Annotated in this window: 25 protein-coding genes, 4 tRNA genes and 2 pseudogenes; 17 read left to right on the top strand and 14 right to left on the bottom strand. The window is 57.9% G+C overall.

All coding sequences use genetic code 11. The features are described from left to right. Nucleotides 1-79: 79 nt before the first annotated feature. From alaS to AC1Z24_RS08805, 6 genes are all read left to right on the top strand, one after another. Nucleotides 80-2,704, top strand: a complete 2,625-nt coding sequence (gene alaS, locus AC1Z24_RS08780; protein ID WP_483745313.1) for an alanine--tRNA ligase — start codon at nucleotides 80-82, stop codon at nucleotides 2,702-2,704. Between the two features lie 92 nt (nucleotides 2,705-2,796). Further along, nucleotides 2,797-4,029: an aspartate kinase gene (locus tag AC1Z24_RS08785; RefSeq protein ID WP_259105652.1), complete on the top strand. Its 1,233-nt coding sequence runs from the start codon at nucleotides 2,797-2,799 to the stop codon at nucleotides 4,027-4,029. 194 nt (nucleotides 4,030-4,223) lie between these two features. Further along, nucleotides 4,224-4,412 carry a carbon storage regulator CsrA gene (gene csrA / locus AC1Z24_RS08790; RefSeq protein WP_002554426.1) on the top strand — a complete coding sequence of 63 codons (189 nt, stop codon included), beginning with the start codon at nucleotides 4,224-4,226 and terminating at the stop codon, nucleotides 4,410-4,412. Between the two features lie 62 nt (nucleotides 4,413-4,474). Further along, nucleotides 4,475-4,565 (top strand) — tRNA-Ser (locus AC1Z24_RS08795). 107 nt (nucleotides 4,566-4,672) lie between these two features. Next, nucleotides 4,673-4,749 (top strand) — tRNA-Arg (locus AC1Z24_RS08800). Between the two features lie 73 nt (nucleotides 4,750-4,822). Next, nucleotides 4,823-4,899 (top strand) — tRNA-Arg (locus AC1Z24_RS08805). Nucleotides 4,900-5,046: 147 nt separating this feature from the next. On the opposite strand, the gene AC1Z24_RS08810 is transcribed toward AC1Z24_RS08805, so the two are convergent. Then, complete coding sequence (locus AC1Z24_RS08810; protein ID WP_483745314.1) at nucleotides 5,047-5,553, bottom strand: cell envelope protein SmpA; 507 nt, start codon at nucleotides 5,551-5,553, stop codon at nucleotides 5,047-5,049. Nucleotides 5,554-5,873: 320 nt separating this feature from the next. Between AC1Z24_RS08810 and mgtE the strand changes: the two genes are divergently transcribed. Next, nucleotides 5,874-7,316: a magnesium transporter gene (gene mgtE / locus AC1Z24_RS08815; RefSeq protein WP_483745315.1), complete on the top strand. Its 1,443-nt coding sequence runs from the start codon at nucleotides 5,874-5,876 to the stop codon at nucleotides 7,314-7,316. Nucleotides 7,317-7,452: 136 nt separating this feature from the next. Here mgtE and AC1Z24_RS08820 read toward each other — a convergent pair whose 3' ends face one another. From AC1Z24_RS08820 to AC1Z24_RS08830, 3 genes are all read right to left on the bottom strand, one after another. Further along, on the bottom strand, nucleotides 7,453-7,785 hold the full coding sequence (locus tag AC1Z24_RS08820) for an Arc family DNA-binding protein (RefSeq protein ID WP_259105592.1): 333 nt from the start codon (nucleotides 7,783-7,785) through the stop codon (nucleotides 7,453-7,455). Between the two features lie 372 nt (nucleotides 7,786-8,157). Further along, entirely contained in the window at nucleotides 8,158-8,343 is a 186-nt protein-coding gene (locus AC1Z24_RS08825) for a PA3371 family protein (RefSeq protein WP_483745316.1), read from the bottom strand. A 30-nt stretch (nucleotides 8,344-8,373) separates the two neighbouring features. Beyond that, complete coding sequence (locus AC1Z24_RS08830; RefSeq protein WP_483745317.1) at nucleotides 8,374-8,598, bottom strand: hypothetical protein; 225 nt, start codon at nucleotides 8,596-8,598, stop codon at nucleotides 8,374-8,376. Nucleotides 8,599-8,914: 316 nt separating this feature from the next. Between AC1Z24_RS08830 and AC1Z24_RS08835 the strand changes: the two genes are divergently transcribed. Beyond that, nucleotides 8,915-8,991 (top strand) — tRNA-Arg (locus tag AC1Z24_RS08835). A 95-nt stretch (nucleotides 8,992-9,086) separates the two neighbouring features. Here the strand turns inward: AC1Z24_RS08835 and AC1Z24_RS08840 are convergent. Together AC1Z24_RS08840 and AC1Z24_RS08845 are read right to left on the bottom strand one after the other, a co-directional pair. Beyond that, entirely contained in the window at nucleotides 9,087-9,821 is a 735-nt protein-coding gene (locus tag AC1Z24_RS08840; protein WP_483745318.1) for an NADPH-dependent F420 reductase, read from the bottom strand. Between the two features lie 282 nt (nucleotides 9,822-10,103). Then, a complete protein-coding gene (locus tag AC1Z24_RS08845) occupies nucleotides 10,104-10,862 on the bottom strand; it encodes an SDR family oxidoreductase (RefSeq protein ID WP_483745319.1) in 759 nt (252 codons plus the stop codon). Between the two features lie 100 nt (nucleotides 10,863-10,962). On the opposite strand from AC1Z24_RS08845, the gene AC1Z24_RS08850 reads away from it, so the two are divergent. Further along, nucleotides 10,963-11,550, top strand: coding sequence for a TetR/AcrR family transcriptional regulator (locus tag AC1Z24_RS08850; protein ID WP_483745320.1), 588 nt, complete (start codon nucleotides 10,963-10,965; stop codon nucleotides 11,548-11,550). Nucleotides 11,551-11,621: 71 nt separating this feature from the next. Here the strand turns inward: AC1Z24_RS08850 and AC1Z24_RS08855 are convergent. From AC1Z24_RS08855 to AC1Z24_RS08870, 4 genes and pseudogenes are all read right to left on the bottom strand, one after another. Continuing rightward, nucleotides 11,622-11,855 (bottom strand): annotated as a pseudogene (locus AC1Z24_RS08855) (cation:dicarboxylate symporter family transporter); the annotation flags it as partial. A 296-nt stretch (nucleotides 11,856-12,151) separates the two neighbouring features. After that, nucleotides 12,152-13,150: an NADP-dependent oxidoreductase gene (locus tag AC1Z24_RS08860; protein WP_483745321.1), complete on the bottom strand. Its 999-nt coding sequence runs from the start codon at nucleotides 13,148-13,150 to the stop codon at nucleotides 12,152-12,154. 82 nt (nucleotides 13,151-13,232) lie between these two features. Next, entirely contained in the window at nucleotides 13,233-14,021 is a 789-nt protein-coding gene (locus AC1Z24_RS08865; RefSeq protein WP_483745322.1) for an SDR family NAD(P)-dependent oxidoreductase, read from the bottom strand. Nucleotides 14,022-14,073: 52 nt separating this feature from the next. Beyond that, nucleotides 14,074-15,174, bottom strand: a complete 1,101-nt coding sequence (locus AC1Z24_RS08870) for an alkene reductase (RefSeq protein ID WP_483745323.1) — start codon at nucleotides 15,172-15,174, stop codon at nucleotides 14,074-14,076. 168 nt (nucleotides 15,175-15,342) lie between these two features. Between AC1Z24_RS08870 and AC1Z24_RS08875 the strand changes: the two genes are divergently transcribed. Together AC1Z24_RS08875 and AC1Z24_RS08880 are read left to right on the top strand one after the other, a co-directional pair. Continuing rightward, nucleotides 15,343-15,951 carry a TetR/AcrR family transcriptional regulator gene (locus tag AC1Z24_RS08875; protein WP_483745324.1) on the top strand — a complete coding sequence of 203 codons (609 nt, stop codon included), beginning with the start codon at nucleotides 15,343-15,345 and terminating at the stop codon, nucleotides 15,949-15,951. 215 nt (nucleotides 15,952-16,166) lie between these two features. Beyond that, nucleotides 16,167-16,421: a DUF1652 domain-containing protein gene (locus AC1Z24_RS08880; RefSeq protein WP_259105582.1), complete on the top strand. Its 255-nt coding sequence runs from the start codon at nucleotides 16,167-16,169 to the stop codon at nucleotides 16,419-16,421. A gap of 77 nt (nucleotides 16,422-16,498) precedes the next feature. Here the strand turns inward: AC1Z24_RS08880 and AC1Z24_RS08885 are convergent, their stop codons facing one another. From AC1Z24_RS08885 to AC1Z24_RS08895, 3 genes are all read right to left on the bottom strand, one after another. Then, nucleotides 16,499-16,708, bottom strand: a complete 210-nt coding sequence (locus AC1Z24_RS08885) for a DUF2188 domain-containing protein (protein ID WP_483745325.1) — start codon at nucleotides 16,706-16,708, stop codon at nucleotides 16,499-16,501. Between the two features lie 243 nt (nucleotides 16,709-16,951). Next, on the bottom strand, nucleotides 16,952-17,464 hold the full coding sequence (locus tag AC1Z24_RS08890; protein WP_483745326.1) for a carboxymuconolactone decarboxylase family protein: 513 nt from the start codon (nucleotides 17,462-17,464) through the stop codon (nucleotides 16,952-16,954). 321 nt (nucleotides 17,465-17,785) lie between these two features. Beyond that, complete coding sequence (locus AC1Z24_RS08895) at nucleotides 17,786-19,984, bottom strand: TonB-dependent receptor (RefSeq protein ID WP_483745327.1); 2,199 nt, start codon at nucleotides 19,982-19,984, stop codon at nucleotides 17,786-17,788. A 295-nt stretch (nucleotides 19,985-20,279) separates the two neighbouring features. Here AC1Z24_RS08895 and AC1Z24_RS08900 point away from each other — a divergent pair, with 295 nt between their 5' ends. Together AC1Z24_RS08900 and AC1Z24_RS08905 are read left to right on the top strand one after the other, a co-directional pair. Then, nucleotides 20,280-20,849: a TetR/AcrR family transcriptional regulator gene (locus AC1Z24_RS08900; protein ID WP_483745328.1), complete on the top strand. Its 570-nt coding sequence runs from the start codon at nucleotides 20,280-20,282 to the stop codon at nucleotides 20,847-20,849. A 33-nt stretch (nucleotides 20,850-20,882) separates the two neighbouring features. After that, nucleotides 20,883-22,106: an MFS transporter gene (locus AC1Z24_RS08905; protein WP_483745329.1), complete on the top strand. Its 1,224-nt coding sequence runs from the start codon at nucleotides 20,883-20,885 to the stop codon at nucleotides 22,104-22,106. 12 nt (nucleotides 22,107-22,118) lie between these two features. Here the strand turns inward: AC1Z24_RS08905 and AC1Z24_RS08910 are convergent. Further along, nucleotides 22,119-22,272 (bottom strand): annotated as a pseudogene (locus AC1Z24_RS08910) (DUF4198 domain-containing protein); the annotation flags it as partial. A 319-nt stretch (nucleotides 22,273-22,591) separates the two neighbouring features. Between AC1Z24_RS08910 and AC1Z24_RS08915 the strand changes: the two are divergent. The 4 genes from AC1Z24_RS08915 (at nucleotide 22,592) to AC1Z24_RS08930 (ending at nucleotide 26,462) form a co-directional block, all read left to right on the top strand. Next, nucleotides 22,592-23,017, top strand: a complete 426-nt coding sequence (locus tag AC1Z24_RS08915) for a DUF2946 domain-containing protein (RefSeq protein WP_483745330.1) — start codon at nucleotides 22,592-22,594, stop codon at nucleotides 23,015-23,017. Nucleotides 23,018-23,143: 126 nt separating this feature from the next. Beyond that, the gene (locus AC1Z24_RS08920) at nucleotides 23,144-25,252 is read left to right on the top strand and encodes a TonB-dependent copper receptor (RefSeq protein WP_483745331.1); all 2,109 of its coding nucleotides are present in this window, start codon (nucleotides 23,144-23,146) and stop codon (nucleotides 25,250-25,252) included. A gap of 122 nt (nucleotides 25,253-25,374) precedes the next feature. Next, entirely contained in the window at nucleotides 25,375-25,980 is a 606-nt protein-coding gene (locus AC1Z24_RS08925) for an SCO family protein (RefSeq protein WP_483745332.1), read from the top strand. Then, nucleotides 25,980-26,462: a copper chaperone PCu(A)C gene (locus AC1Z24_RS08930; protein WP_483745333.1), complete on the top strand. Its 483-nt coding sequence runs from the start codon at nucleotides 25,980-25,982 to the stop codon at nucleotides 26,460-26,462. The genes AC1Z24_RS08925 and AC1Z24_RS08930 overlap by 1 nt, the downstream gene beginning before the upstream one ends.

Raw genomic sequence — 26,462 nt, forward strand, 5'->3', positions numbered from 1 at the left:
CCGACAGCGCAACGCCTATATAATGCGGCCCTTTGCAAGTCGTACTTGCCTTTGCCCGCAATCGCCGTGGAAGAACCTAATGAAAAGCGCAGAAATCCGTGAAGCCTTCCTGAGCTTCTTCGAAGAGCAAGGCCACACCCGTGTCGCCTCCAGCTCCCTGATCCCGGGCAACGACCCCACCCTGCTGTTCACCAACGCGGGCATGAACCAGTTCAAGGATTGCTTCCTGGGCCAGGAAAAGCGCGCCTACACCCGTGCGGTCAGCAGCCAGAAGTGCGTGCGCGCAGGCGGCAAGCACAATGACCTGGAAAACGTCGGTTACACCGCACGTCACCACACTTTCTTCGAAATGCTCGGCAACTTCAGCTTCGGTGATTACTTCAAGCGCGATGCGATCACCTACGCCTGGACCTTCCTGACCTCGGACAAATGGCTGAACCTGCCCAAGGAAAAGCTCTGGGTCACGGTCTACGCCAGCGATGACGAAGCCTACGACATCTGGACCAAGGAAATCGGTGTGCCGGCCGAGCGCATGGTGCGCATTGGTGACAACAAGGGCGCGCCGTACGCTTCCGATAACTTCTGGACCATGGGCGATACCGGCCCTTGCGGTCCTTGCACCGAGATCTTCTACGACCACGGCGCCGACATCTGGGGCGGCCCACCGGGCTCGCCGGAAGAGGACGGCGACCGCTACATCGAGATCTGGAACAACGTCTTCATGCAGTTCAACCGCACCGCCGATGGCGTGCTGCACCCGCTGCCTGCGCCGTCGGTGGATACCGGCATGGGCCTGGAGCGGGTCAGCGCCGTACTGCAGCACGTGCACTCGAACTACGAGATCGACCTGTTCCAGAGCCTGCTGAGCGCTTCGGCTGTCGCCATCGGTTGCAGCAATGACAACCAGCCGTCGTTGAAAGTCGTGGCCGACCACATCCGTTCCTGCGGTTTCCTGATTGCCGACGGCGTGCTGCCGTCCAACGAAGGTCGCGGTTATGTATTGCGCCGCATCATTCGTCGCGCCTGCCGTCACGGCAACAAGCTGGGCGCCAAGGGCAGCTTCTTCTATCAGATCGTCGCTGCGCTGGTCACCGAGATGGGCAATGCCTTCCCGGAACTGAAATCCCAGCAGGCGCACATCGAGCGCGTCCTGAAAGCCGAAGAAGAGCAGTTCGCCAAGACCCTGGAGCAGGGCCTGAAGATCCTCGAGCAGGATCTGTCCGACCTCAAGGGCACAGTGATTCCGGGCGACGTGGTGTTCAAGCTGTATGACACCTACGGTTTCCCGATGGACCTGACCGGCGACATCGCCCGTGAGCGCAACCTGACCCTCGACGAGGAAGGTTTCGAGCGCGAGATGGAAGCCCAGCGCGTGCGTGCCCGTTCGGCCAGCTCGTTCGGCATGGACTACAACAGCCTGGTCAAGGTTGACGTGGCCACCGAGTTCACCGGCTACAAGGCCACTCGTGGCAGCGCCAAAATCGTTGCCCTCTATAAAGAAGGCCAGTCGGTCGAGCAGTTGAACGAAGGTGACGAGGGCGTTGTGATCCTCGATACCACGCCGTTCTACGCTGAATCCGGCGGTCAGATCGGTGATTGCGGCTTCCTTCAAGCCGGTGCCGTACGTTTCGACGTGCGCGATACCACCAAAACCGGCGGCGCTTTCCTGCACCACGGTGTGGTCGCGAGCGGCAGCCTCAAGGTTGGCGCCCAGGTAGAAGCAGAGGCCGAGGCTGACGTCCGTCAGGCCACGTCCCTGAACCACTCGGCCACTCACTTGCTGCACGCAGCCCTGCGCCAGGTGCTGGGTGATCACGTTCAGCAGAAAGGTTCGTTGGTCGACAGCCAACGCCTGCGTTTCGACTTCAGCCACTTCGAAGCGATCAAGCCGGAGCAGATCAAGGCCCTGGAAGAAATCGTCAACGCCGAAGTGCGCAAGAACACCCCGGTCGAGACCGAAGAAACCGATATCGAGACCGCCAAGAAGAAGGGCGCCATGGCGCTGTTCGGCGAGAAGTACGGCGACAGCGTGCGCGTACTGAGCATGGGTGGTGATTTCTCCGTCGAGCTGTGCGGCGGTATCCACGCCAACCGTACCGGCGACATCGCCCTGTTCAAGATCACCAGCGAAGGCGGTGTGGCGGCAGGCGTGCGGCGTATCGAAGCGGTGACCGGCGCAGCAGCCCTGGCCTACCTCAACGGTGCCGAAGAACAACTCAAGGAAGCCGCGACCCTGGTCAAGGGCAATCGCGACAACCTGTTGGACAAGCTGAGCGCGGTGCTCGAACGCAACCGCCAGCTGGAAAAACAACTGGAACAACTGCAAGCCAAGGCCGCCAGCGCTGCGGGCGACGACCTGTCGTCCTCGGCCGTGGACGTCAAGGGCGCCAAGGTGCTCGCTGCACGCCTGGATGGTCAGGATGGCAAGGCGCTGCTGGCGCTGGTCGACCAGTTGAAGAACAAGCTCGGCCGCGCAGTGATCCTGCTCGGCGGGGTCCATGAGGACAAGGTTGTCTTGGTCGCCGGTGTGACCAAGGACCTGACTGGCCAACTCAAAGCCGGTGATTTGATGAAGCAAGCGGCGGCTGCCGTGGGTGGTAAAGGTGGCGGTCGTCCTGACATGGCGCAAGGTGGCGGTGTCGATGCAGCGGCTCTGGACGCAGCGCTGGCACTGACGGTTCCTTTCGTCGAGCAGGGTATTTAAGTCGACCTCCCGGCCCGCTGTTCGCGGCGGGCCGTGTTGTTGGGTTCGAACGTTTTAATGGCGCCCTTCGTGGGCTCTGAGGCGGCTTTGAGATGGCTTTGATCGTACAGAAATTTGGAGGCACCTCCGTGGGCTCTGTCGAGCGCATCGAGCAGGTAGCCGACAAAGTCAAAAAATTCCGTGAGTCGGGCGACGACCTGGTGGTCGTGCTGTCCGCCATGAGCGGTGAAACCAACCGTCTGATCGATCTGGCCAAACAGATCAGCGATCAGCCGGTTCCGCGCGAGCTGGATGTGATTGTGTCCACCGGCGAGCAGGTGACGATTGCCCTGCTGGCCATGGCGCTGATCAAACGCGGCGTGCCAGCGGTGTCGTACACCGGTAATCAGGTGCGCATTCTTACCGACAGCGCGCACAACAAGGCGCGTATCCTGCAGATCGACGACCAGAAAATCCGCTCCGACCTCAAGGCCGGTCGCGTGGTAGTGGTAGCCGGTTTCCAGGGTGTCGACGAGAACGGCAATATCACCACCCTGGGTCGTGGCGGTTCGGATACCACGGGTGTGGCACTGGCTGCCGCCCTGAAGGCTGATGAGTGCCAGATCTACACCGACGTCGATGGTGTCTACACCACGGATCCACGTGTGGTGTCCCAGGCCCAGCGCCTGGACAAGATCACCTTCGAAGAGATGCTGGAAATGGCCAGCCTCGGTTCCAAGGTCCTGCAAATCCGTGCGGTGGAATTCGCCGGCAAGTACAACGTCCCGCTGCGCGTCCTGCACAGCTTCAAGGAGGGGCCGGGCACCCTCATTACTATTGATGAAGAGGAATCCATGGAACAGCCGATCATTTCCGGCATCGCCTTCAACCGCGATGAAGCCAAGCTGACCATCCGTGGCGTGCCAGACACCCCGGGCGTGGCCTTCAAGATCCTCGGCCCGATCAGCGCCGCCAATATCGAAGTCGACATGATCGTGCAGAACGTAGCGCACGATAACACCACCGACTTCACCTTCACCGTGCACCGCAACGACTACCTCGCGGCGCTGCAGGTGCTGGAAAACACCGCTCGCGAAATCGGGGCCCGTGAAGTCAAGGGTGATACCAAGATCGCCAAGGTTTCCATCGTCGGTGTCGGCATGCGTTCCCACGCAGGTGTTGCCAGCCGCATGTTCGAAGCCCTGGCCAAGGAGAGCATCAATATCCAGATGATCTCTACGTCGGAAATCAAGGTTTCCGTGGTCATCGAAGAGAAGTACCTGGAGCTGGCTGTGCGTGCACTGCACACCGCTTTCGAGCTCGACGCTCCCCGCCAGGGCGAGTAAGGCTGGATCCAGAGGCGCGGTCTTCCGTCAGGCAGGCCGCGCCTTTGCGCTTTTACCGGTTCTGCACATAAAGTCTGCTGTTTTGCCCGCACTGGTCAATACTCAGGCTTGGCACACCATATGTTTGCGCGTGGGGCTGTGCCTGGGGGTTGTGCAGACAGTAGTCCCTGAATGTATTGAGTGAGGAGAAAGGTATGCTGATTCTGACTCGTCGGTGCGCGGAAAGCCTGATCATCGGTGACGGTGAAATCACGGTTACAGTGCTTGGCGTCAAGGGCAATCAGGTGCGTATTGGTGTCAATGCGCCCAAGGAAGTGGCTGTTCACCGCGAAGAGATTTACCTGCGAATCAAGAAAGAGAAGGACGAGGAACCAAGCCATTAATTTTTATTGAATTTTTGGTTTGCAAACGGGGAAAAGGGTGGTTATTATACGCCCCGTGTTGCGGAGAGCTGGCCGAGTGGCCGAAGGCGCTCCCCTGCTAAGGGAGTACACCTCAAAAGGGTGTCGGGGGTTCGAATCCCCCGTTCTCCGCCATTATTTACTTAGTGCGTTGAATCTGGCTTGAGCTGTAAGTGATTGAATTTACTAGCAAAAAGCGCTTTACAAAGAGATTTAACGACCTATAATGCGCGGCAACAAATGCACTCGTAGCTCAGCTGGATAGAGTACTCGGCTACGAACCGAGCGGTCACAGGTTCGAATCCTGTCGAGTGCACCATTTACAAGGTTGTTTACAGTAATGTAGATAACTGGCTTCAACCAGGGGTAATCTGGTTTATCAAGTACCACATGCACTCGTAGCTCAGCTGGATAGAGTACTCGGCTACGAACCGAGCGGTCACAGGTTCGAATCCTGTCGAGTGCACCATACACCAAAAAGCCCATATCGAAAGATATGGGCTTTTTGCTTTTTAGCGTCTTTTATCTGGAATGAAGTTGCGTAGGAGTGGCTTTAGCCGCGAGGGTGCCCTCCCGGCTAAAGCCGGTCCTACAGAACGGGTGATTGCGGTGCGATCTATTTCTTACCCTTCACACACCCATCCAGATCAAATGCCACGCTATTGCTGCGACCTTCCTCGTTTTTATAGGTGTAGTGCTGCTCGCCATTGCGGCTGGTAATGCGATCGGGTTTGCCGAGCATGCTTTCCACATCCCGACGGGTCATGCCGGGCGGTGTCTGACGATTCATGATTGCCTTGCGGCGTTGTTCGGGGCTCAGACGATTGCCGCAGCCGTCCTGCCATTCCCCTACCACCAGAGTCTCCTCTTCCTTTATCGGCCTGACGGCGCTCCTGCGGTTGTATTGCTGGCGTGATTCTGCCGGTGGCAGCACGGCGAATCCGCCTCCGGGTGGCGGGTTATAGGCGTGTTGTACAGTGCGTTCGTGGTTCATCGGGCAGGAGAGGGTGGTGAAGGTGATATTGCCCTCTGCGTCCTCGCAACGATTGACCAGGGTGGCCGAAGACATGGCGGGCAGGCAGATCAGGGTGGCGAGCAATATTCCTGGGCGGTAGGCTGGCATTCGACGTCCTCCTTGACGGCAGAGCGACAGCCTAGCCAAGCGCTTTTTTTCCGGCGAGCGTGTTTTCTTGGCTGAATGTAACGTCGCACTATTAATGTTTCCTCGTTGACTCAAGTGTGTGTTGCAAGCATTTGTTTCAGGTTGAATTTTGTCGCCTCCGGCATGCCCAAGCGGTGTATCATTGCGCCCGTCAGCCCCGCCGGGGCTTGTGGAAAACCTCCATGGACTTACCCAGTAGTTACTTGACCGTACGATTCAACAATCATGCACTAACTGATTGATCCCCCGGCGTGCTCCTCCGCTGGGGGTGGAGTTCGCCTATGACCGAAATCGAAGTAAAAAAGACGCAGGAAAGCTTGCAGGATCGACTGGCTCAGGTCGTCGAGCTGCTGCAGCGCCAGCGTGTTGTCGAAGACCTGACTCACCGCCAGGAAGGTCAGAACCAGGATCGTGTGGAAAACCTGGTGCATCGGCAAAATCTCGTCGAGCTGCAACGCAAGCTCGATGATCTGCACTCCGCTGACGTTGCCTATATCCTCGAAGCATTGCCCCTCGAAGAGCGTCTGACGGTCTGGCAACTGGTCAAGGCCGAGCGCGACGGCGACATTCTCCTCGAAGTATCCGATTCGGTTCGTGAAACCCTGATCGCCGACATGGACGATCACGAGTTGTTGGCGGCGGCCAAGGAAATGGACGCCGACGAACTGGCTGACCTTGCCCCCGAACTGCCCCGTGATGTCGTTCATGAGCTGATGGAAGCTCTGGATGTGCAGCAGCGCGAGCGTGTACGTTCGGCGCTGTCCTACGAAGAGGATCAGATCGGTGCGCTGATGGACTTCGAGATGGTCACCATCCGCGAAGATGTCAGTCTGGAAGTGGTCCTGCGTTACCTGCGCCGCCTCAAAGAGCTGCCGAGCCATACCGACAAGCTGTTTGTCGTCGACTACGACGGCATTCTCAAGGGCGTGCTGCCGATCAAGCGTCTGCTGGTCAACGATCCCGACAAGCAGGTTGGCGAAGTCATGGCCAACGATCCGGTGAGTTTCCATCCGGATGAAGATGCGTACGACGCGGCCCAGGCTTTCGAGCGTTATGACCTGATCTCGTCCCCGGTGGTCGATAAGAACGGCAAGCTGATCGGCCGTCTGACCATCGATGAAATGGTCGACCTGATCCGTGAGGAGAGCGAGAGCGAAGTCCTGAGCATGGCCGGTCTGCGCGAAGAGGAAGATATCTTCGCCTCGGTCTGGCGCTCTCTGCGTAACCGTTGGGCCTGGCTGGCCGTCAACCTGATCACTGCGTTTATCGCTTCACGGGTCATCGGCCTGTTCGAAGGCTCCATCGAGAAACTGGTCGCACTGGCGGCGTTGATGCCCATTGTGGCGGGTATCGGCGGTAATTCTGGCAACCAGACCATCACCATGATCGTGCGCGCCATGGCATTGGACCAGGTCAGCACCGGCAATACCAGTCGCCTGCTACGCAAGGAGCTGGCGGTTTCCCTGATCAATGGCGTGATCTGGGGGGGGGTGATCGGTATCGTTTCCTTCCTGCTCTATAACAGCTGGTCACTGGGCGTGGTAATGACCGCGGCGATGACCCTGAACCTGCTGCTGGCAGCATTCATGGGCGTTACCATCCCCATGGGCCTGGCGCGCCTGGGGCGCGATCCGGCCATGGGGTCAAGCGTGATGATCACAGCGGTGACCGACAGTGGCGGCTTCTTTATTTTCCTGGGGCTGGCGACAATCTTCCTGATGTAGCCCAAGCCTGTTCCGCGCTCAAAAAAAATGCCCCGCATCCACCGATGCGGGGCATTTTCGTTTGGGCTTTCGTCACCTTGCGGCAGGCACAAAAAAGCCGGCAAGGGCTGCCGGCCTTTTGTTGTAGCTCTGCATATCAGGCTTCAGCTTCTGCTGCGGCCATTTCGGTGTCGTGGGCGATCAGGGCAAGCAGAGCGTTCTGTTGGCGGTGGGCCAGTTGCCGAAAACGTTGCAGCAACTCGCGTTCGTGCAAGGACAACTCAGGGCTGTCAAGGCGCATGCTTGGCTCTTGGCCAAAAGCACCTTCCTGAACCAGGCTCTGTTCGAGTCGAGCGATGATTTCGGAGTTCATGCTGCGGTGGTGGTTTTTCGCCACTTCAGCTATGTGTTCACGCATGCCGTCTGGCAGGCGTACAACGAACTTGTCAGCCGTGCGGCTGGAATAAACAGCCTGTTTTATTGGGCGCATATAGTTAACCGGTAAGTTCAGAGGAGCGGTTCTCGCAATTGGCCGCAAGGTGTCATGTTCTGACAGCCACATTGGCAAAATGTTCAACCTGGATTGTCAATTTAGGTCAGCATCATGCCCCAAACTGCCAGATCCTTGGCGTCAATTCTGTGACCAAATATTGACTCAGGTAACGGCGATTTGCCAGCACCAATTATCAGAATTGCGAGCGGTTTTGCAAAGCACGATGCAGCGACGCTCATCTGATAGCCGTTTTCAAATCGCCTTACATTTTGACCGATGATGGCTATCTGTCTTCAGCGTAGAAGGTTGCGGGGCAATTGCGCGGATTTGCCGACAAACGCGGCAGGATGACGGGGAAAGCTGCGCCGGTCAGCGCAGGACTGGATCAAACTTGAAACGGCGCCCGACGATCAGCGCGGCAATAAACAGAGTGAAGAAAACCCCGGCGGTGATTCTGGCCAGAGTAGTAAAGGCGGGTGCCTGATCGGGTATCAGATAGCTGACAAAAACGGCCATCAGGGTCAGTATCGCGAACGACAGGGCGGATTTCGACATGACGCAGGCTCCTTCGTGGACGGCTGAACGTTAGAAAACCCAGCGTTGGTTGGACTCAGGCGTGGTCACTTCGCTGTCATTGGCCAGCAAAGCGCTTGCCGGGGCAGTGCGCAGGGCCAAGCGAGTCGCTGGTTGTATCAAGTGCGGTTGCGATTGAACAATGACCTGCTCACTCCGCTCGTCAGCGCCTGAGAAATGCAGTGTTGCCAAGGTAGCCAGGGCTGCAACGTTGAGTGCGCAAAGGAACATGTTCATTTCGAGTACCTCCACTTGAGACTATTTGTTAGGGGTGTCCACGAGGATGAATAATGCAGCCTGCATGCCAATAATTTTATGGATAAAAAACGTTATAAATCAATTGTTTATTTGAAAATGACGACATTGTTGCATTGCGTTTTGCAATGATGGCTTTTCGCTGTGTTGCAATTTGCACGATACTCCATGGCAGGGCCGTCCTTCAGACGGGTACTACAACCTCCACGGCCAATGACAACATGACAAAACCGGCCCTTGTCGCTAAGATGCACGCCGTTCTCACTGATGCCAGTCGCGCGTCAGTCCAGCGCACAGTGTCTCAGTAGCTCAATTGGATAGAGCATCCCCCTCCTAAGGGGAAGGTTGGCAGTTCGAACCTGCCCTGGGACACCATATAATCAAAACCTTCGGCCACATCCTTCAGACCTCTGCCTTACTCAATCATTTAGGCGGGACTTCAGGTAAAGATTCCCTCCCAAACCAGTTTTTCAGGCAGTCATGGCACGATTGGCGGCAACTATTTGCTCATGGGTAAATTGAGTGCCAGGAGCCATAAAGCTGGCAATCAATGCATCGCGGTTTTGGGGCGCGCGCGCCTTGTCAGCCACGCACAGGGCCACCTTCAACTCCGCTAACGTTAATTCAGTGCAATAGGCAGGCGTGCCTGGTTGCTGACGCCATGAGTCCTCAAGGTTGCCTGCGTCCAGCGCGATGAAGCCCGTATCCTCAACTAGATCCTGCGTGATTATCTGTGCATTGGTGTCATCCCCAGCTACAGGTAAGGCTATGCGTGAAGAGAGCCCGACAGGTTGGCCTTCGTAGGCTAGAGTCTTTGCGAGGACGGCGTTCCAAGCCTTGATGACCGGCCGGCCTATTTGCTCGCTTACCCAAACACTCTCCGGCTTGCCGTCGTCAACTTCTTTGATGGCCCCGTCACGCCCAGGATAGTAATTGGACGTGTCAATGACGACGGTTTTCTCTGGAACATTCTTCAAGGTGTGTTTGAGATCCGGGTAATTTGCGAAGGGTATCGAGAGGATGACAACGTCCACGTCGCAAACAGCATCTTCCTTGGTCGCCGCGTTTACGCCGATTTCATTGGCAAGGCTCTGGATGCTTTGTGGGTCTTTCGAGTTTGCCAGCTTGACTTCATGGCCGCGTGCAGCGAGCTTTCGGGCAAGGGTAGCCCCAATATTGCCGGCGCCGATAATTCCGATTTTCATTTCAATAAACTCCTGATCTACAACCAATATCTAAGTGACCGCTTGGTTGGGTATGCGATTGAATCAAGCGTGTCGTGAAGCCACTGCAATCCAGATGTCTGCGCATGTCGCCTGATTCAGGTAAATACAGCTCTTCAAGAATGAAATGTGATGCTGTTGGTGATCGGCACACGTTTCTTATGTAGGCGGTTGCCTGTAGCGCTTTAGTCCGGGTAGAGCCTCGCCTTCAGGCAGGCAGATGCAATCTGCCTGCCTTGGACGCCTACAGCCATGAGGCGTAAGTCATTCTGCCGGTGGTTTGTAACCGGCAAGCATTTTCAGCACCTCATTATGTGAGCCGCTCGCTTCAGCAAACCGTAACGGCTTGGCGCGCTCGACGATAAGCTCACGCGGGGTCGGAGATATCTCGAGCAGTTCGAAGACTTGATCCAGAAACTCCTCCAGGGGCATAGCGTGTTCGTCGTTTTCCTGCCCGAGCAAAGTGGTGCGTACACCGGGCGGAGCAAGCTCGATGACCTCGATTGGTGAGGTTTCCAGCTGAACTCGAAGACTTTGGGTGAACGAATGAACTGCGGCTTTGGTTGCGCTGTAAGTCGGTGTGGCTGGCAGCGGTACGAATGCCAAGGCCGAACTGACGTTCACAATCGTTGCACTGTGCTGCTTGATCAGTTGGGGAATGAATGCATACACCATACGAATCGTGCCGAGCAGGTTCGTTGTCACTATATCCTCGGCTGTGCTCAGGTATTGCTGATCAGTCAGGTCCTCCCAGTGCATGATCCCGGCGTTGTTTATAAGAACGTTCAGATTTGGATGGCTGATCGCAAGCGCTTCGCTGCTGCGCTGGATGGATTGTGAATCGCACACGTCCAGCAATACTGATTCGATACCTGGGTGTTGCGCCACAATCTTGTCCAGCAGAGCCTGGCGACGTCCCGCGATGATGACTTTATTGCCCGCCTTGTGAAGTCTGAGTGCCAGGCCAAGGCCGATGCCTGAGGTGCCGCCAGTAACCAGAATCGTGTTGCCAGTGCTGTTCATAGTAAACTCCAGAAACGATGCTTAAGCGGACATGTGTCCGCTTTTAAACGGTATCGGACAGTTGTCCGTTTAGCAATGCTCTCAAGGAAAAATGTTGCTCATGACTGATGAGTTGGTGATGCGTTCTGACGCCAGGAAAAACCGGCAACGGATACTGGAGGTCGCGGTGGTAGAGCTGACTGGCGATCCTGCGGTCCCGTTGAGCACGATTGCGAAGAAGGCTGGGGTCGGGCAGGGCACCTTCTATCGCCACTTCGCGACCAGAGAGAAGCTGGTATTCGAGGTGTACCAATTCGAGATGCAGCAGGTGGCATCGTTGGCGCAACAGCTGCTCGCGACTAAGCCCCCCAAGGAGGCTCTGCGAGAATGGATGGACTGCCTCGCTGAATATGCGATGACCAAGGCAGGTCTGGCGGCTGCGATACAACAGGCCGCGTCTATTTACGAGTTCCCGGGGAAGTCGGGGTACGCGCCTGTTCAGGAAGCGGCGGAATCTCTGTTGAGGGCAAATGAAAAGGCCGGAACTATTCGTGGCGGGATCACTCACGACGACTTTTTTCTAGCCATTGCCGGAATATGGCAAATGGATTCGCAGAGCGACTGGCGCTCGCGTCTCGCCCGATTGATGAATCTGGTGATGGATGGTTTATGCGCTGGCAGCCCGGAAAGCTTGAAGAAGAACGTATAGGATAACCATGACCGGGCATGCCGTATTGGAACGACATGACCGGCGCACGCTGGGATTACTTTTGCACCGGTTGCCGTCCTTGCTGTCTTTTCATGTTTCATGTCAGCAATTTCAAGCTCCCATGCCTCAACATCGAACGAGTTGTCTCACTTGGCAATGGCAATGGTGCCGATGCCATTACCGATCAGATTAGTAATCGCCCGCGCTTCGTTCAGGAACCGGTCAATGGCCAAGAGCAAAACGAGACCTGCCTGAGGAGTGGAGTGGATGGTCGTGAGCGTTGCAGCCAGCGTCACGAACCCCGCACTACCACGATGAAAATCAACGTGGTGATGTACAGCCGCAGTTCAACTGCTGTTGCTCCAACATTAATTTTCGCCAGATGATTAGTGCAGGCGTTGGCGGAACAAGTTTGGCCGTCGATGCGATTTTTCCTGGCGGCGAGTAAGGGGCGATAAAGGATCGCTCCGACAATTGATCTTCACTGTATGGCGAAGCCAGGTATCTGATTCGTCGGGCCGGTCGAGCAAGGAATCGGTAAGTCGACGTTGCCTCTTTGACCTTCACCTTGATCTGGTTTTTTGGGTCGCAGATTTACCTGTCATATAATCTGGATGATCACTTTGCCTTTGGCCCTTCCTCGTTCGACATAGCTCAATGCTTCAGCCGTTGACTCGAAAGGGAAAATTCGATCAACCACCGGTGTGATGATTCCGGCTTCGACAAGTGCGGTGATGTTTTCCAGCTGGGCGCCGTTTGCCTGCATAAACAGGAATGCATAATGGATATCCCGTTTTCGGGCTTTTCTGCGGATGCCGCTGCTCAGCAGTCGCACCACCCAGCCGAGTCCCCAGAACAGCTTGTGCTCTTTGGCGAACTCTGGCGTCGGTGGCCCAGAGATGGAAATCAGCTGACCACCGGGTTTGAGCGTGCTGAGTGATTGTTCCAGTTCGGCAGGACCCAGGCTGTTGAGCACCACATCATAGTCACGCAAGACGTTTTCGACGTTTTGCTGCTTGTAGTCGATCACGACATCGGCACCCAATGCCTTGACCCAATCTACGTTATCAGTGCCGGTCGTCGTCGCAACGAAGGCACCCAAATGTTTTGCAAGCTGGATCGCGATGGTGCCGACACCTCCGGATCCTGCGTGGATAAATACTTTTTGCCCCTTTTTTAACCGGGCTGTTTCAACCAGTACTTGCCAGGCCGTCAGTGCAACCAATGGAAGGGAAGCTGCTTCTTGCATGGTGGTATTTTTGGGTTTCAGCGCGAGGGCACTCTCATCAATTGCAATCAGTTCGGCAAAGGCCCCGATGCGGTCCTGGGGGGCGCGGGCATAGACCTCATCACCCGCCTTGAACCGGCGTACGCCCGACCCCACACGAACCACTACGCCGGCCAAGTCATTACCCATTATCAAAGGGAATGAATAGGGCAGGATAAGCTTGAATTCACCCTTGCTGATCTTCGAATCCAGCACGTTGACGCTACTGGCATGCACTTGCACCAGTACGTCGTTGCCTCCCATTTCGGGTACCGATACCTCGCCAATACGTCCATGACCCTTGCCGTAACGATCGATTAAAAAGGCCTTCATTATTCGTTTCTCTTGATTTCAACGGGATGGCAGCAGGCGCCATTACCTTGAACGATGCGCACCAGCGCCTGCTGCCTGACGATCAGGCCTGGGTTTGATAACGCTCGGCGACTGCTGATTGACGAATCTCTGCTAGCAAACCCTGGCGGATGGCTTGCAGCGCATCCCAACGAGCGCCGTCATGCAGTGGTGGAATGGTCACCGGCTCGCGACGATCAAAACCAACCAGCGCTGCGTCGACCAGATCGCCCACGTCCATGATTTCGCTCAGGGCATTGATGTCGTATCCCGCTCGTTCCCAGATTTCAGTGCGAGTGGCTGCTGGCAGAACGGCCTGGACATAGACGCCTTTGGGCGTGAGCTCAAGGCTCATCCCTTGCGAGAGAAACAGCACAAAGGCCTTGGTCGCGCCGTAGACCGTCATGCCGTATTCAGGTGCCAGCCCGACAACTGAGCCAATATTGATAATCGCGCCAGTACCGGCCTGTGCGAGGCGCGGAGCAATTGCGCTGGCCAGGCGCACCAGTGCGGTGGTGTTCAGCGCGACAAGGTTGGCAATACTGTCTGTAGATTGCTCTATGAAGCTGCCGGATTGGGCTGCGCCCGCATTATTCACGAGGATGCCGATGCTGGCATCCTCGCGCAGGCGAGCTTCAACGGTCGCCAAATCGCTGGTTAGCGTCAGGTCAGCCTGAATAACATCAATGGCAACACCGTGTTCCTCACTCAGGCGGGACGACAATGTAGTTAGCCGGTTTTTGTCGCGTGCGACCAGTACCAGGTTGTGTCCGCGTTGGGCAAAGCGCTCAGCGTAAGTTGCGCCAATACCTGTCGAGGCGCCGGTAATGAGTACGGTTTCGAGGATGCTCATATAGGGATTCTCTTGAATGGATGTCGATTAGCGATTCAGTCTTTGTGACTGTTCAGCCCTGCGCCGGGGCGGACCCGGCAAGCGTCGGGTAGTCGATGTAGCCCGCAGCGCCCCCGCCATACAGAGTCACAGGGTCGAATGCGGACAACGTGGCATTGCTCTTGAGCCGCTCTACCAAATCAGGGTTGCCTATAAATGGACGGCCAAAGGCGATCAGATCAGCCTTGTCATCGTTGAGCCGGGAGGTCGCGAGATTCAGGTCATAGCCGTTGTTGGCAATGTAGGCATTTTTGAATCGCTTGCGCAGGGAGCCAAAGTCGAATGGGGCGATATCGCGTGGCCCACCCGTTGCTCCTTCAACCACATGCAGGTAAACCAGGCCCAGTGCATCGAGGTGATCGACAACGTAGTCGAACTGGGCCTGAGGATCGCTGCTGGAAACGCCATTGGCAGGCGACACTGGAGAAATACGGACTCCTGTTCGATCTGCCCCGATTTCGTCGACCACGGCGGCTGCTACCTCCAGCAGCAAGCGAGCGCGATTTTCGACTGAACCACCGTAGGCATCGGTACGGATGTTGGAGCCGTCCTTGAGGAACTGATCCAGCAAATAGCCGTTCGCACCGTGTATTTCCACGCCGTCGAAGCCCGCTGCAATTGCATTTGCCGCCGCCTGACGAAAGTCATTAACGATCCCTGGCAGCTCGCTGATATCAAGCGCTCGCGGTTCTGAGACATTCTCGAAGCTATTGTTGACGAAAACCTTTGTTGCAGCTCGCAAGGCAGAGGGTGCTACCGGAGCAGCACCGTTGTGCTGAAGGTCAACGTGCGAAACACGCCCGACATGCCACAACTGCAAAAAGATGCGTCCGCCGTTGGTGTGGACTGCGTCGGTGACTTTGCGCCATCCATCTATCTGGGCCGGTGTATAAATCCCTGGCGTATCTTGATAGCCCTGACCCTGCTGTGAGACCTGGGTGGCTTCGCAAATGAGCAAGCCTGCCGATGCTCGCTGACTGTAATAGAGCGCAGCTAGCTCGCTGGGAATAAAGCCCGTTCCTGCGCGATTACGCGTCAGTGGAGCCATTACGATTCTATTGGAAAGCGTCAGTGAGCCCAGCGTGTACGGCTCAAACAAGGTCTTGTCGTTCATATCGATTCCATACTCGTTAATTAATGACGGCAGATATCTGCTGCACATTCGCAAGGGCTTGCGGGTGTGTTTTTATGATGTTGATCGTGCTCAAAAAAGTCAATGGTTTTGATTATGACTGACATCAGAGTATAGTCAGGCAAATTTTCAGGAGGCTGGAGGCGCGAAATGAAGATCACCAAGGCTCAATCCCTCGCTAACCGAGCGCATATTGTTGAAACGGCATCAGAGCTGTTTCGTGAGCGTGGATACGATGGTGTGGGTGTGGCTGAGTTGATGGCCACCGCCGGTTTTACTCAGGGAGGCTTCTACAAACACTTTGGCTCCAAGGCAGATTTGATGGCCGAGGCTGCTGAAAACAGCCTTTCGCAATCCCTGGCCAGTACCTGCAACCTCACTGTTGCGGAGTTCGTTAATGTGTACGTATCGAGGAATCACAGAGACGGCAGAGGACGGGGATGTACGATGGCAGCGCTGTGCGGTGACGCTGCCCGCCAATCGGACGAGCTGAAGGTGACCTTTGCCAATGGAGTAGAAAACACGCTGGCAGCGCTCGAAGAAAATTATCGGGAGGGTCTTGGTGAGGCGAACCAAGCCGTTCGAGCGAAGATGATCGACCTGCTGGCGCATTCAATTGGTGCGGTCATGTTGTCGCGGGCCTGCCCGGATGACTCTGCGCTTGCGGACGAAATACTCGACGTTTGCCGTGCCGAGATAATGACGTCGTTACCGACGACGGGTGAGAAACCAGCAGATAAGCGGCCGGACGCAGGCTAATCGATGCTACGCCGTGACGAGCCGGGCAGCAAAGAACCTGATCAAACAGGCGTTAGAGCTTCGGTATCCAGACATCTTTGAGCGGGTAGGAGGCAGGCATACGTCAAATAGTGAACGTAAATGACGTATTTCAGGCGTCAACAAAGCGCATTGATGTGATTATAATTTTCGGACTGATACCTCAGGCAGCCAACCAATAACAAGCGAGGCCCGAAATGATCTCCAGCCTGGAGTTACGTCACATCATTGAAGCGGCTTTTCTACCGACAAAATGTGCCTGCACCATCAGTTCCGACGGCACCATGACGATTCAACTGAGCAGCCCTGACAACGCCGAAGAGCAACTGACCGTGACCGGCATCGATGCCACATCCATGGCCAGCAGCCGCGCCATTGCTGCTCTGGTGGCTGAACTCAAGGAAGAATTGCGGCTCGGGCGGCTGACCATTCAGGAACGGCTGAAGGCTTGAATCGGCTTCAAGCCCGCTGATCCATGGCCGCGAGCCTTGCTTGCGGCCATGCCATTAGCGCTGTCGACATTCCGTGGTCAATGCAGGTTCGACGGCTTTTGCGTAGGTGCCGATTGTTCCGGCCTCTCCTTATAGCCAGGCAGGGATGCGGCGAAGGCCAGGGCCTCTTCTCGCGAACCAAAGGCACCCAGTCGATCAGACTTGGTGCACACCCGCCAATCGCCGCTGCTTGCGCTTATTACTTCATAGCCATTCATATGTATCTTCGTGAACGTTGGAGCAGTCATGGTCACCTCCTGTGCCCGCCATATCGGGCGTGCTTGTTGGAGGCGCCACGCTTTTGCTCGTTCTGACTGAGTTGCCGAGCGGTCGTACCCTTCGTCGGCGGGTGAATTGGAATACGATTTTTTGTAGGAGCTGCCGAAGGCTGCGAAAGCGGTGTATCCGGCAGCTCCATTCGCAGCCTTCGGCAGCTCCTACATAACCATGTTTGTAGCGCAATAGCTCAGTTCGCCCAAATGGCATCAGGCTTAACTCTTGGCTGCCCGGGCCGCAAACACTTCCTTGAGCACCGGCACCGCAGACATAGCCTTCGGCCAGCCCACGAGGGTCAGCAACGGCTCGGACGGCGGCACCAGTTGCTCGGCGGGGATGCCGCGTTCAGTGAAGATCTGGCGGGTGACAGTCACAGCGGACATTGCATTGGGCCAGCCTGCGTAAAACGCCAGATGAGTGATCAGCGCGCTGATTTCACTGGGCTTGAGACCATTATCCAGGCCCAATTTCAAGTGCCCGGTCATCTGTGCGGTCTGCCCGGCGCTGATCAGGGCGGCCAAGGTGATCAGGCTGCGATCACGGGGCAACAATTGCGAGCGTTTCCACACCTCGCCAAACAGCAGTTCGGTGGTGTAGCCGTAAAGCTGCGGGGTGATTTGCTGAACATCGGGAGAAGGTTTTGGATCGGGCCGGATCTTTTCCTCTTCGGCCACCGCAGCCGAGCTGGCGCAGAGAACCGTCAGGGCGGTGCAAATGGACTTCTTCATGCTTATCGAGCCTTCGTGCATTTCAGGATGCCGTGAAGGTAGGCCAACTTCCGCAAAACCACTATGGGCCTGAGCCGCATGCGCTTATTAGCGGGGCTCATCAATGTCGGCTATCGCACGCACTTGCCTATCAGATACGACTGGATTTTTGAGCTGAAATGGGCCGTGTGGGAGCTGGCTTGCTGGCGATGGCGTCGGGTCAGTCATTGACGAGCACTTCGTGCTCGATCGCCACCAAGGCGGCGCCCACGGCCAGGCCGTTACACCACCGCCTTGGCAATCTGAACCGCGTTGTCGAGCTTTTTTTGTGCGGCGGGTGAATCAGAAATCGATAGTCCCGGAGAACTTGACCAGACGCGGATCGCCCTGGGTCAGGTAGCCGCCGTTGGCTGATTCCCAATAGTTCTTGTTGGCGATGTTTTCGACATTGGCGCGCAGGGTCACGTCCTTCTGTTCGACCTTGAAGGTGTAGCGCGCGCCAGCATCGAAGCGGTTCCAGGTCGGCAGGCTCAGATTGTTGGCTTGATCCGCGTACTGCCCGCCGGTGCGCAGCATCCGCGCGTTCAGCGCCACACCTTGCAGGCCCGGTACATCCCAGTCGACGCTGGCGTTCATCAGGAAGGTCGGTACGCCAATGGCGTGGTTGCCGTCGGCGAGGCCGCCCTGGGTTTTCTTCAGTTCCGAGGTCATGCGCGTACCGCCCGCCATCAAGCGCAGGCCCTCTACCGGCTCGCCGAATACGCTCAGCTCGATGCCACGGTTGACCTGTTCGCCATCACGGACGTACAGCTTGGCGGCGGCATCGGTGTAGCCATCGGTGGGTTTCTCGATGCGGAATGCCGCGAGGTTGGCGCCGAAGGTACCCATATCGAGCTTGATGCCCGCTTCCAGTTGCTTGGTGCGGCCCGGCGGGAAAGATTGCCCCACATTGCTCACATCGCCCGAGGCGGTCGGGCCCTTGGCCAGGCCTTCGATGCGGTTGGCGTACAGGGAAACGAATTGCACCGGCCTGTAGACGATGCCGTAGACCGGCGTGGTGATGGACTCGTCATACATGGCGCTGCGGCTGCCGTCATTTTTGGGATTGGCCACGCCGCCGGAGGTGGTGCCTTCATAGGTGTAGTTTTCCACCAGCAGTTGCTGGCGGCGCAGGCCGTAGGTCAGCAGCAGGCTGTCGTCGAACAGGCCGACGGTGTCGGAGATGGCCAGGCTGCGGTTGCGCGTCTTGCCGGTCACGCCCGGATCACCCAGGTCGCCGCCGGTCAGGGTGACGTTGGTGGGTTTGCTCAGGCTCGCGGTGTTGTAGATATTGGTCGCTCTGGTACTGAAGAAGGTGTAGGCGTTCTCCTGCTGGGTCCAGATGCTCGATGCGCCGATATTGATCTGATGGCTGACCGGGCCGGTCTGCAGCTTGCCGTTGAGGCCGGCCATGACCGTGGTGTTGTCTTCGTTGTGCGGAATGATCGAGCCACCGATGGTGGCGGCGCCGGTGGTGGCGTTGGTCAGGGTCGGGGTGCCGTAGACGCCGGTTTCCCGGGTGTGCTTGGCGCCGCCGGCCAGGTAGGCGGTCCAGCTGTCGTTGAGGTCCCACTCGCCACGGGCCATACCGAAGGTGTCTTCGGTTTCGGCATGGGTCCAGTCCTGACCATAGTTATGATCGGCATCCGGAGCATGAGGAATACTGGTCAGGCCGCTGCCGATCTGTACGGTATTGCGCAGGTGATTGATACGCTGCTTCTGGTAACCGAAATCAGTGGACAGACGGAATCGGTCGCCCCGGTAGTCAAGCCCCGCAGTGAACAGCTTGGTGCGCTGGTCTTCGTCGTTGATCGCGGTTTCGCCTTCACGCTGGCTCAGGTTGACTCGCGCGCCGAAGCGGTTGTCTTCACCGAAGCGCTGGCCCAGGTCCAAGTGTTCGCCGATACGGCCATCGGTGCTGATGTCCTGGGTGTAGCGGCGGATCGGTGTGTCGGTGGCGCGCTTGGGTTGCAGATTGACGTTGCCGCCCAGGCCGGTGCCGGTAGGGCTGACACCATTGATAAAAGCATTGGGGCCTTTGAATACTTCGACGCGCTCGACGGCGTCGGTGGACATGATCTGCCGCGGCAGTACGCCATACAGGCCATTGAAGGAAATATCATCGCCGTTCAGGGGCAGGCCGCGGATGACGAAGGCCTGGGACTGGTTACCGAAGCCCATGGACTGGCGCACGGACGGGTCATTGAGCAGCACGTCACCGATATTTTCTGCCTGCTGGTCCTCGATCAGTTTCGAGGTGTAACTGGTCATGGTGAACGGCACATTCATGTTGTCCTGATTACCCAGAACCCCCATTTGCCCGCCGCGAGCGACCTGACCACCGGCATAGGCCTCAGGCAGTTCGTTGCTGGACTGCTTGAGCGCATCGGCATTGATCGGCGTGGCGCCCAGTTCAATGGCCTGATCGGCAGCATAGGCGGTGAAACTTACTGAACAGCACAGTGCCAGCAGCGTTGGGCGGGAAGGGAAGCGGAGGATCATGTACGCGGTACCTATCGGGACTGTAGGAATTTGCCTCCATGGCATTGAGATTGATTCTCAAGGCGCGAATGCTATCAGGAAGTAATTGGTAATTGTTATTGATAAATCACAAAATTTTCACATTCTTGAACGCGCTTGGAAGGAGTGGGAGATGATCCTGTGGGAGGCGCTCCACGGGCCCGTGTTCACAAATGACACTCATCGGAAGAATGTCGCCAGGAGGTGTGCAGGGGGCGTTTTTTGTGCTGTTATTAGGCTTACCGGTCAGTATAGTTCTGCCTAAAGGTGAAGCCGAATGAACAGCAAATCTGCTGATAACAACCAACGCCTGGTCAATGCCGCCGCCGAGCTGTTTCTGCGCGACGGTATTCATGCCACCGGCATTGCCGCCGTCGCCGAGCACGCCGGAGTGTCGAAAATGACGCTCTATGCGCACTTCGCTTCCAAGGACGAACTGATCGTCGTCTATCTCGACCAACGCAACGAAGCCTGGAACGCGGCGGTGGATGTCAGCCTCGACAACATTGCCAGGCCTTCGGAAAAACTGCTGGGGCTGTTCGATCTGTACCGGGAGTGGCTGCTCAAGGGCAATGCCCGGGGCTGTGCCTACGTCAATTGCGCCGCCGAGTTTCCCGAGCGCGATCATCCGGTGCGCCAGGCCGTGGCCCGGCACAAACAGAGTGTCAGGGCGCATTTGTTGAACCTGGCTACGGCGGCGGGGCTGAACGATCCCCAAGTCGTTGCTCAGCGCCTGTTCCTGCTGCTCGAAGGCGCCTTTCTGACCGGCGCACTGGAAAACGACGACGGCGTTTTCGACGTGGCCCGGCAGTTGGCCAGTGAGTTGATCCACAACGCTTCCCGCTAAAGACAAATACCTGCAAAGGAGGCTGTGATGCGCATGAATGCTGCAATCGTGGTGTTGTTGACGGGGCTGGTCGGTGCCACCTTTGGTTTTGGTATCTACCTGTTTGCCCAACTGGTCCCGGACATGCGCGCCAGCCTGGGCTTTGACCTGTCCTGGGTCGGTGCCATTACGGCGTCGGGGCAGTGCGGCTATCTGGCCGCGGCGCTGCTGGCGGCCTGGCTGACGCCGCGAATCGGCGGCGGTCGGGTGATCTTTGTCTCGGGAGTGGTCTGCGCCGTTGCGCTGATGTTGATTCCATTGACTGACAATATCCTGCTGATCGGGGTACTGCTGACTTTGTTGGCGGCCAGTGCGGCGACCATCTTCGTGCCCATGGTCGATGTGGTCTCGAAGGTGGTGAGCTGGCGCTATCGGGGCATGGCCATGGGCCTGGTTTCCAGCGGCACCAGTTATGGCGTGTTCGTCAACAGCCTGCTGGTGCCTGTTTATGCACCCCAGGGCGAATGGCGGATGGTCTGGTGGTGGGTCGGTCTGCTGACGGTGATCATGAGCGTCATGGTGCTGTGGACGTTCAAGCGCAGCGGGTTGTTCAGCAAGGCGGTCACTGAGCCTGCAGCTGCGGCTGTTGCCCCGGCATCCCGCAAGCGCTTCGGTTCACTGGCGTGGATCAAGCCTTGGGTGCTGATTGTCTGGGCCATGAATTTTCTTATGGGTTTTTCCACCTTTCCGTTTCAGAACTACCTGTCGTCCTACTTGCGCAGCGAGCTGGGCTTCGATGTGTCCTACACCGCGCAAATCTGGGCGGCCATAGGCTTTGTCGGCATGTTCTCCGGGCTGGCGGTGGGCATGCTTTCGGACCGCATCGGCTTGCGTACGACCATGGTGCTGGTCTTCCTCAGTGTGCTGCTGGCGGCGCTGATCTTCGTGTTCCAGCCAACGGGTTACTGGCCGTTGGTGGCGGGGGTGTTGTTCTCGCTGGCGTTCTATCCGATCTTCGGCCTGATTCCGGCTTATGTGTCCAAGCTGGCCAGTTCAGCTTCCATGGCTGTGGCCATTTTCGCCATCGCCAATGTGATGCAGGGCACGGGCGGCATGCTCGGCAACTATGGCGCGGGCCTGCTGGCCAGCCACAGTGGCAGCTTTGCCGGGGTCTATGGGGTGATTGGTGTGGTGGCGGTGATGCTTGTCGCGCTGACGCTGATGCTGCCCGGTGAAGCCCGGTACGCCGGAACTGCGGGCGTACCTTCTTCCAGTTAGTGTCCGTGTCGATCAGTGTTTGTGTTCGGCACCGACGAAGGTCAGGGAGGTGAACAGCCCCGCGTTCGCTGATATCCGGGTTGCCGCTGACCGGCAGCACGGTCTGGGCGGCGATGACGTTCAAGCCTTCGTTGCCGACGATGATTTCAGCGCGACCTTCGGCGTTGTTCGGTCCACAGGCCGTGGGCGCTTGCGCTGCTTATCGCCAGGCTGAGCAGGCTGGTGGTGAGGTTTTTTATGGTGGTCCTTGGTTGATTCGCAGAGAAAACAGGTGTGCCATATGAGCCGTCTTGGTGGCGATACGTTGGAGCGAGGCTTGCCCGCGAATCAGGCGACGCGGTAAGTCAGGCACACCGCGTCCAGGTCTTCGCGGGCTGGCCTCGCTCCAACAGAACTTTGCCTGGGAGAGTATTGATACCCTGCGTAATTTTGCCGCACCACATCCGTTGCCCTGAATGTTCCCGACAGTGCTAAATTCCCCGGCCATGAATTTCGCCCGAACCCATCGATCCCTCATTGCCTGGATGCTGTGCAGCTTCATCCTGTTCAGCGGGCTCGCGTGCGGTCTGGGGCATGGGCAGATGCTCAAGGCATTTTCCGCTGCCGATCCGGCCATGGATTGCGGCGACCAGCATGGTGCCGACGGCATGGACATGTCCGCCATGGATATGTCCATGCCAAACATGGCTATGCCCGGCATGGACATGGCCAAAATGGGCGAGCATGCCCTGATCATGAAAATGTCCATGACCGACTGTGCCTTCGCCGGCACCCTGGCCCTTTCGCTGCTGTTCTTTATCGGTCTGGGCTGGCTGATTCGCCGCACGCGGCCACGCTTGCCTGCCGTCTACCGGTTCTGCCGGACTCCTTCGCGTCACACCTTCCCCGGACTCGTTCCCCAGGCTCCCTGAGCGGTCGTCTGCAGCTGCAATTTCTGTTGAGCGTGGCCGCCCCCGAGTCGACGTCGCATCCTGAGCGTCGCGGTCGGTGGGTGAATGCCTGCGCTCGGACACCTGACTTGCTCCGGAATACCTGCCATGCACTCGACCAAGAACGAGCCGCTGTTCACCCTTGCCCGGCCGCATCTGCGCTGGCGCCAGGCTTTTTGTCTACTGTTGACCTTACCCGCGTTGGCCCGGGCCGATGACGCCGATACCCCGCAACCCTTGGGTTTGTCACCCTTGGTGATCACCGCGGTGCAGCAAAGCTCGCCGCTGACCATCGTCACCAACCCCAAGGAAGCCCGGCAGCCAGTACCCGCCAGTGACGGCACCGACTACCTCAAAACCATCCCCGGCTTTTCGGCGATTCGCAGTGGTGGCTCCAACGGCGACCCGGTGCTGCGCGGCATGTTCGGTTCGCGCCTGAACCTGCGTACCAATGGCGGCCTGATGCTCGGCGCCTGTCCGTATCGGATGGATGCGCCCAGCTCTTATATCGCCCCGGAAACCTTCGACAAACTCACCGTGATCAAAGGCCCGCAAACCGTGCAGTGGGGCCCCGGCGCCTCGGCGGGCACGGTGCTGTTCGAACGCGGGCCGGAGCATTTCGGTGAACTGGGCAGCCGCCTCAATGGCAGCGTACTGGTGGGCTCCAACGGGCGCTTCGACAAGGTTCTCGATGGCGCCGTCGGCGGTCCGCAAGGTTATCTGCGGGCAGTGGGCAATCAGTCCGAGGCTGACGACTACAAGGACGGTCACGGCCATAGCGTGCCGTCACGCTGGGACAAGTGGAACGGCGATGTGGCCCTGGGCTGGACGCCGGACGCGGACACCCTGGTCGAGCTGACAGCAGGCAAGGGCAACGGCGAGGCGCGCCTGGGCGGGCGCGGTATGGACAGCTCGCAACTGGAGCGCGAAAGCCTCGGCCTCAAGTTCGAGAAGCGCAACCTCAGCGGCGTGCTGGACAAGCTTGAAGCCCAGGTCTACTACAACTACGCCGACCACATCATGGACAACTTCCGCCTGCGCACGCCGGATCCAACCAGCTCCATGGCCATGCCCATGGCCTCCCAGGTCGACCGGCGGACCATGGGCGGGCGACTGGCCGCGACCTGGAAATGGGCGGACGTCGAACTGGTCACCGGGGTCGACGCCCTGCGCAGTGAGCACCGCACGCGCAACTCCAGTTACAACATGATGACCAATGTCTACACCGATACCGATGCGATTGCCTGGAACAAGGACGCCGTCGAGCACACCTACGGCGCCTTTGCCGAGATGACCTGGTACGCCGCCGAACGCAACCGCGTGGTCACCGGCGCACGCCTGGATCGGGCCTCGGCCAAGGATTACCGGCAGTCGATCAGCGGCATGAGCATGAGCCGCGCCAACCCCACTGCGGACGACACCCGCGCCGACACGTTGCCCAGCGGTTTTGCCCGCTATGAATACGACCTGGCCGACTCGCCGACCACCCTCTATGCCGGTATCGGCCATGTGCAGCGCTTCCCTGATTACTGGGAGCTGTTCTCCGCCGGCAGCGGGCCGAGCGGTTCGCGCAATGCATTCGAAGGGGTGAAACCGGAGAAAACCACCCAGCTGGATTTCGGCGCGCAGTACAACGGCGACGACTTGCAGGCTTGGGCCTCGGGTTATGTCGGGCAAGTGCGTGACTTCATCCTGTTCGACTACAGCAACGACATGATGGGCATGAGCAGCACCCGCACGCAGAACGTCGACGCGCGGATCATGGGCGGTGAACTGGGGGTTGCCTGGCGCCTGACGGCGAACTGGAAAACCGACGCCACCCTGGCCTACGCCTGGGGCAAGAACACCTCCGATGGCCAGGCCCTGCCGCAAATGCCACCGCTGGAAAGCAAGCTCGGCCTGACCTACGAGCAGGACGTCTGGAGCGCCGGAGCGCTATGGCGCGTGGTGGCGGCACAGGATCGCGTGGCCGTGGGCAAAGGCAACGTGGTCGGCCAGGATTTCGGCAAGAGCGCCGGCTTCGGCGTGTTCTCCCTCAATGGCAGCTACAAGCTCAGCAAGCAGCTCAAGGTCAGTACCGGGGTCGATAACCTGTTCGGCCAGAACTACGCCGAGCACCTGAACCTGGCAGGGGATGCGGGCTTCGGCTTCCCCGGCGACAAGGCCCTCAACGAGCCGGGGCGGACCTTGTGGACCAAGGTGGATTTCAGTTTTTAACGATAGATGACGGAACACGATTTGGCGTAGGACCGGCTTTGGCCGGGAGGATTTCCTCGCGGCTAAAGCCGTTCCTACGGTCTTGCGCTTGCAATGAGATACCGAGAAAAAGGAAACAGCGAATGAATACGCTTCTGACCAGGCGCCAGCTTATCGGCGGCCTGAGTGTACTGAGCCTGGGCCTGCTGGCCGGTTGTGATGACTCGAACAAACTGGCGTTCAAGTACGGCAAAGACATGAGCGACAAGATCACCGGACGCAGCTTTCGGCTCAAGGACCCTCAAGGGCGGATCCGTACCCTGTCGAGCTTCGGCGGCATGATGCCCATGGTGTTTTTCGGCTTTACCCAATGCCCGGCCGTGTGTCCGACGACATTGGCGCGTGCGGCAAAGATCAAGAAACTCATGGGCCGCGACGGTGACAAGCTGCAGGTGATCTTCATCACCGTCGACCCGGAGCGGGACAAGCCCGAGATGCTTAACGCCTACGTCAAGGCCTTTGATCCGTCCTTTGTCGGCCTCTACGGCACCCTCGAAGAAACCGCCGCCACCGCCAAGGAGTTCGGCGTGTTCTATGAAAAAGTCCCCAACGGTTCGACCTACACCATGTCCCACACGGCGACCAGCTACATCTTTGACACCCAGGGCGTGATGCGCCTGAGCCTGTCGCCGTCCCTCACTGCCCAAGAATGCACCGAAGATTTGCTCACCCTGATGGAGGTCTGCTGATGAACCTGCTGAAAAACCTGTTGCTTGGCCTGTCCCTGATTACCCTGGCTGGCCATGCTGCCGCACAAACCGTGGTCGAAAATGCCTGGGTCCGCGCCACCGTGCCGGGGCAGGCCTCCAGCGGTGCCTTTATGACCGTCACTGCCAGCACCGCCAGCAAGCTGCTCAGCGTGCAATCGCCGGTGGCGAAGATCGTGCAGATCCATCAGTCGAGCATGAAAAACGACGTGATGATCATGCAGGAAGTCGAATCGGTGGCGCTGCCCGCAGGCAAACCGGTAGCGTTCGACACCAACAGCTATCACGTCATGCTGATCGACCTGACAGCCCAGGTGAAGGAGGGCGATCATGTGCCCCTGACCCTGGTCGTCGAAGATGCCCAGGGCGTGAAAACTCCCATAAAAGTCGATGCCACTGCCCGTGCTCTGACCACCGATGATCACGGCGACATGCACGACCACAGCACAATGAAAATGAACTGA

The sequence above is a fragment of the Pseudomonas sp. JL23 genome (assembly GCF_056933585.1).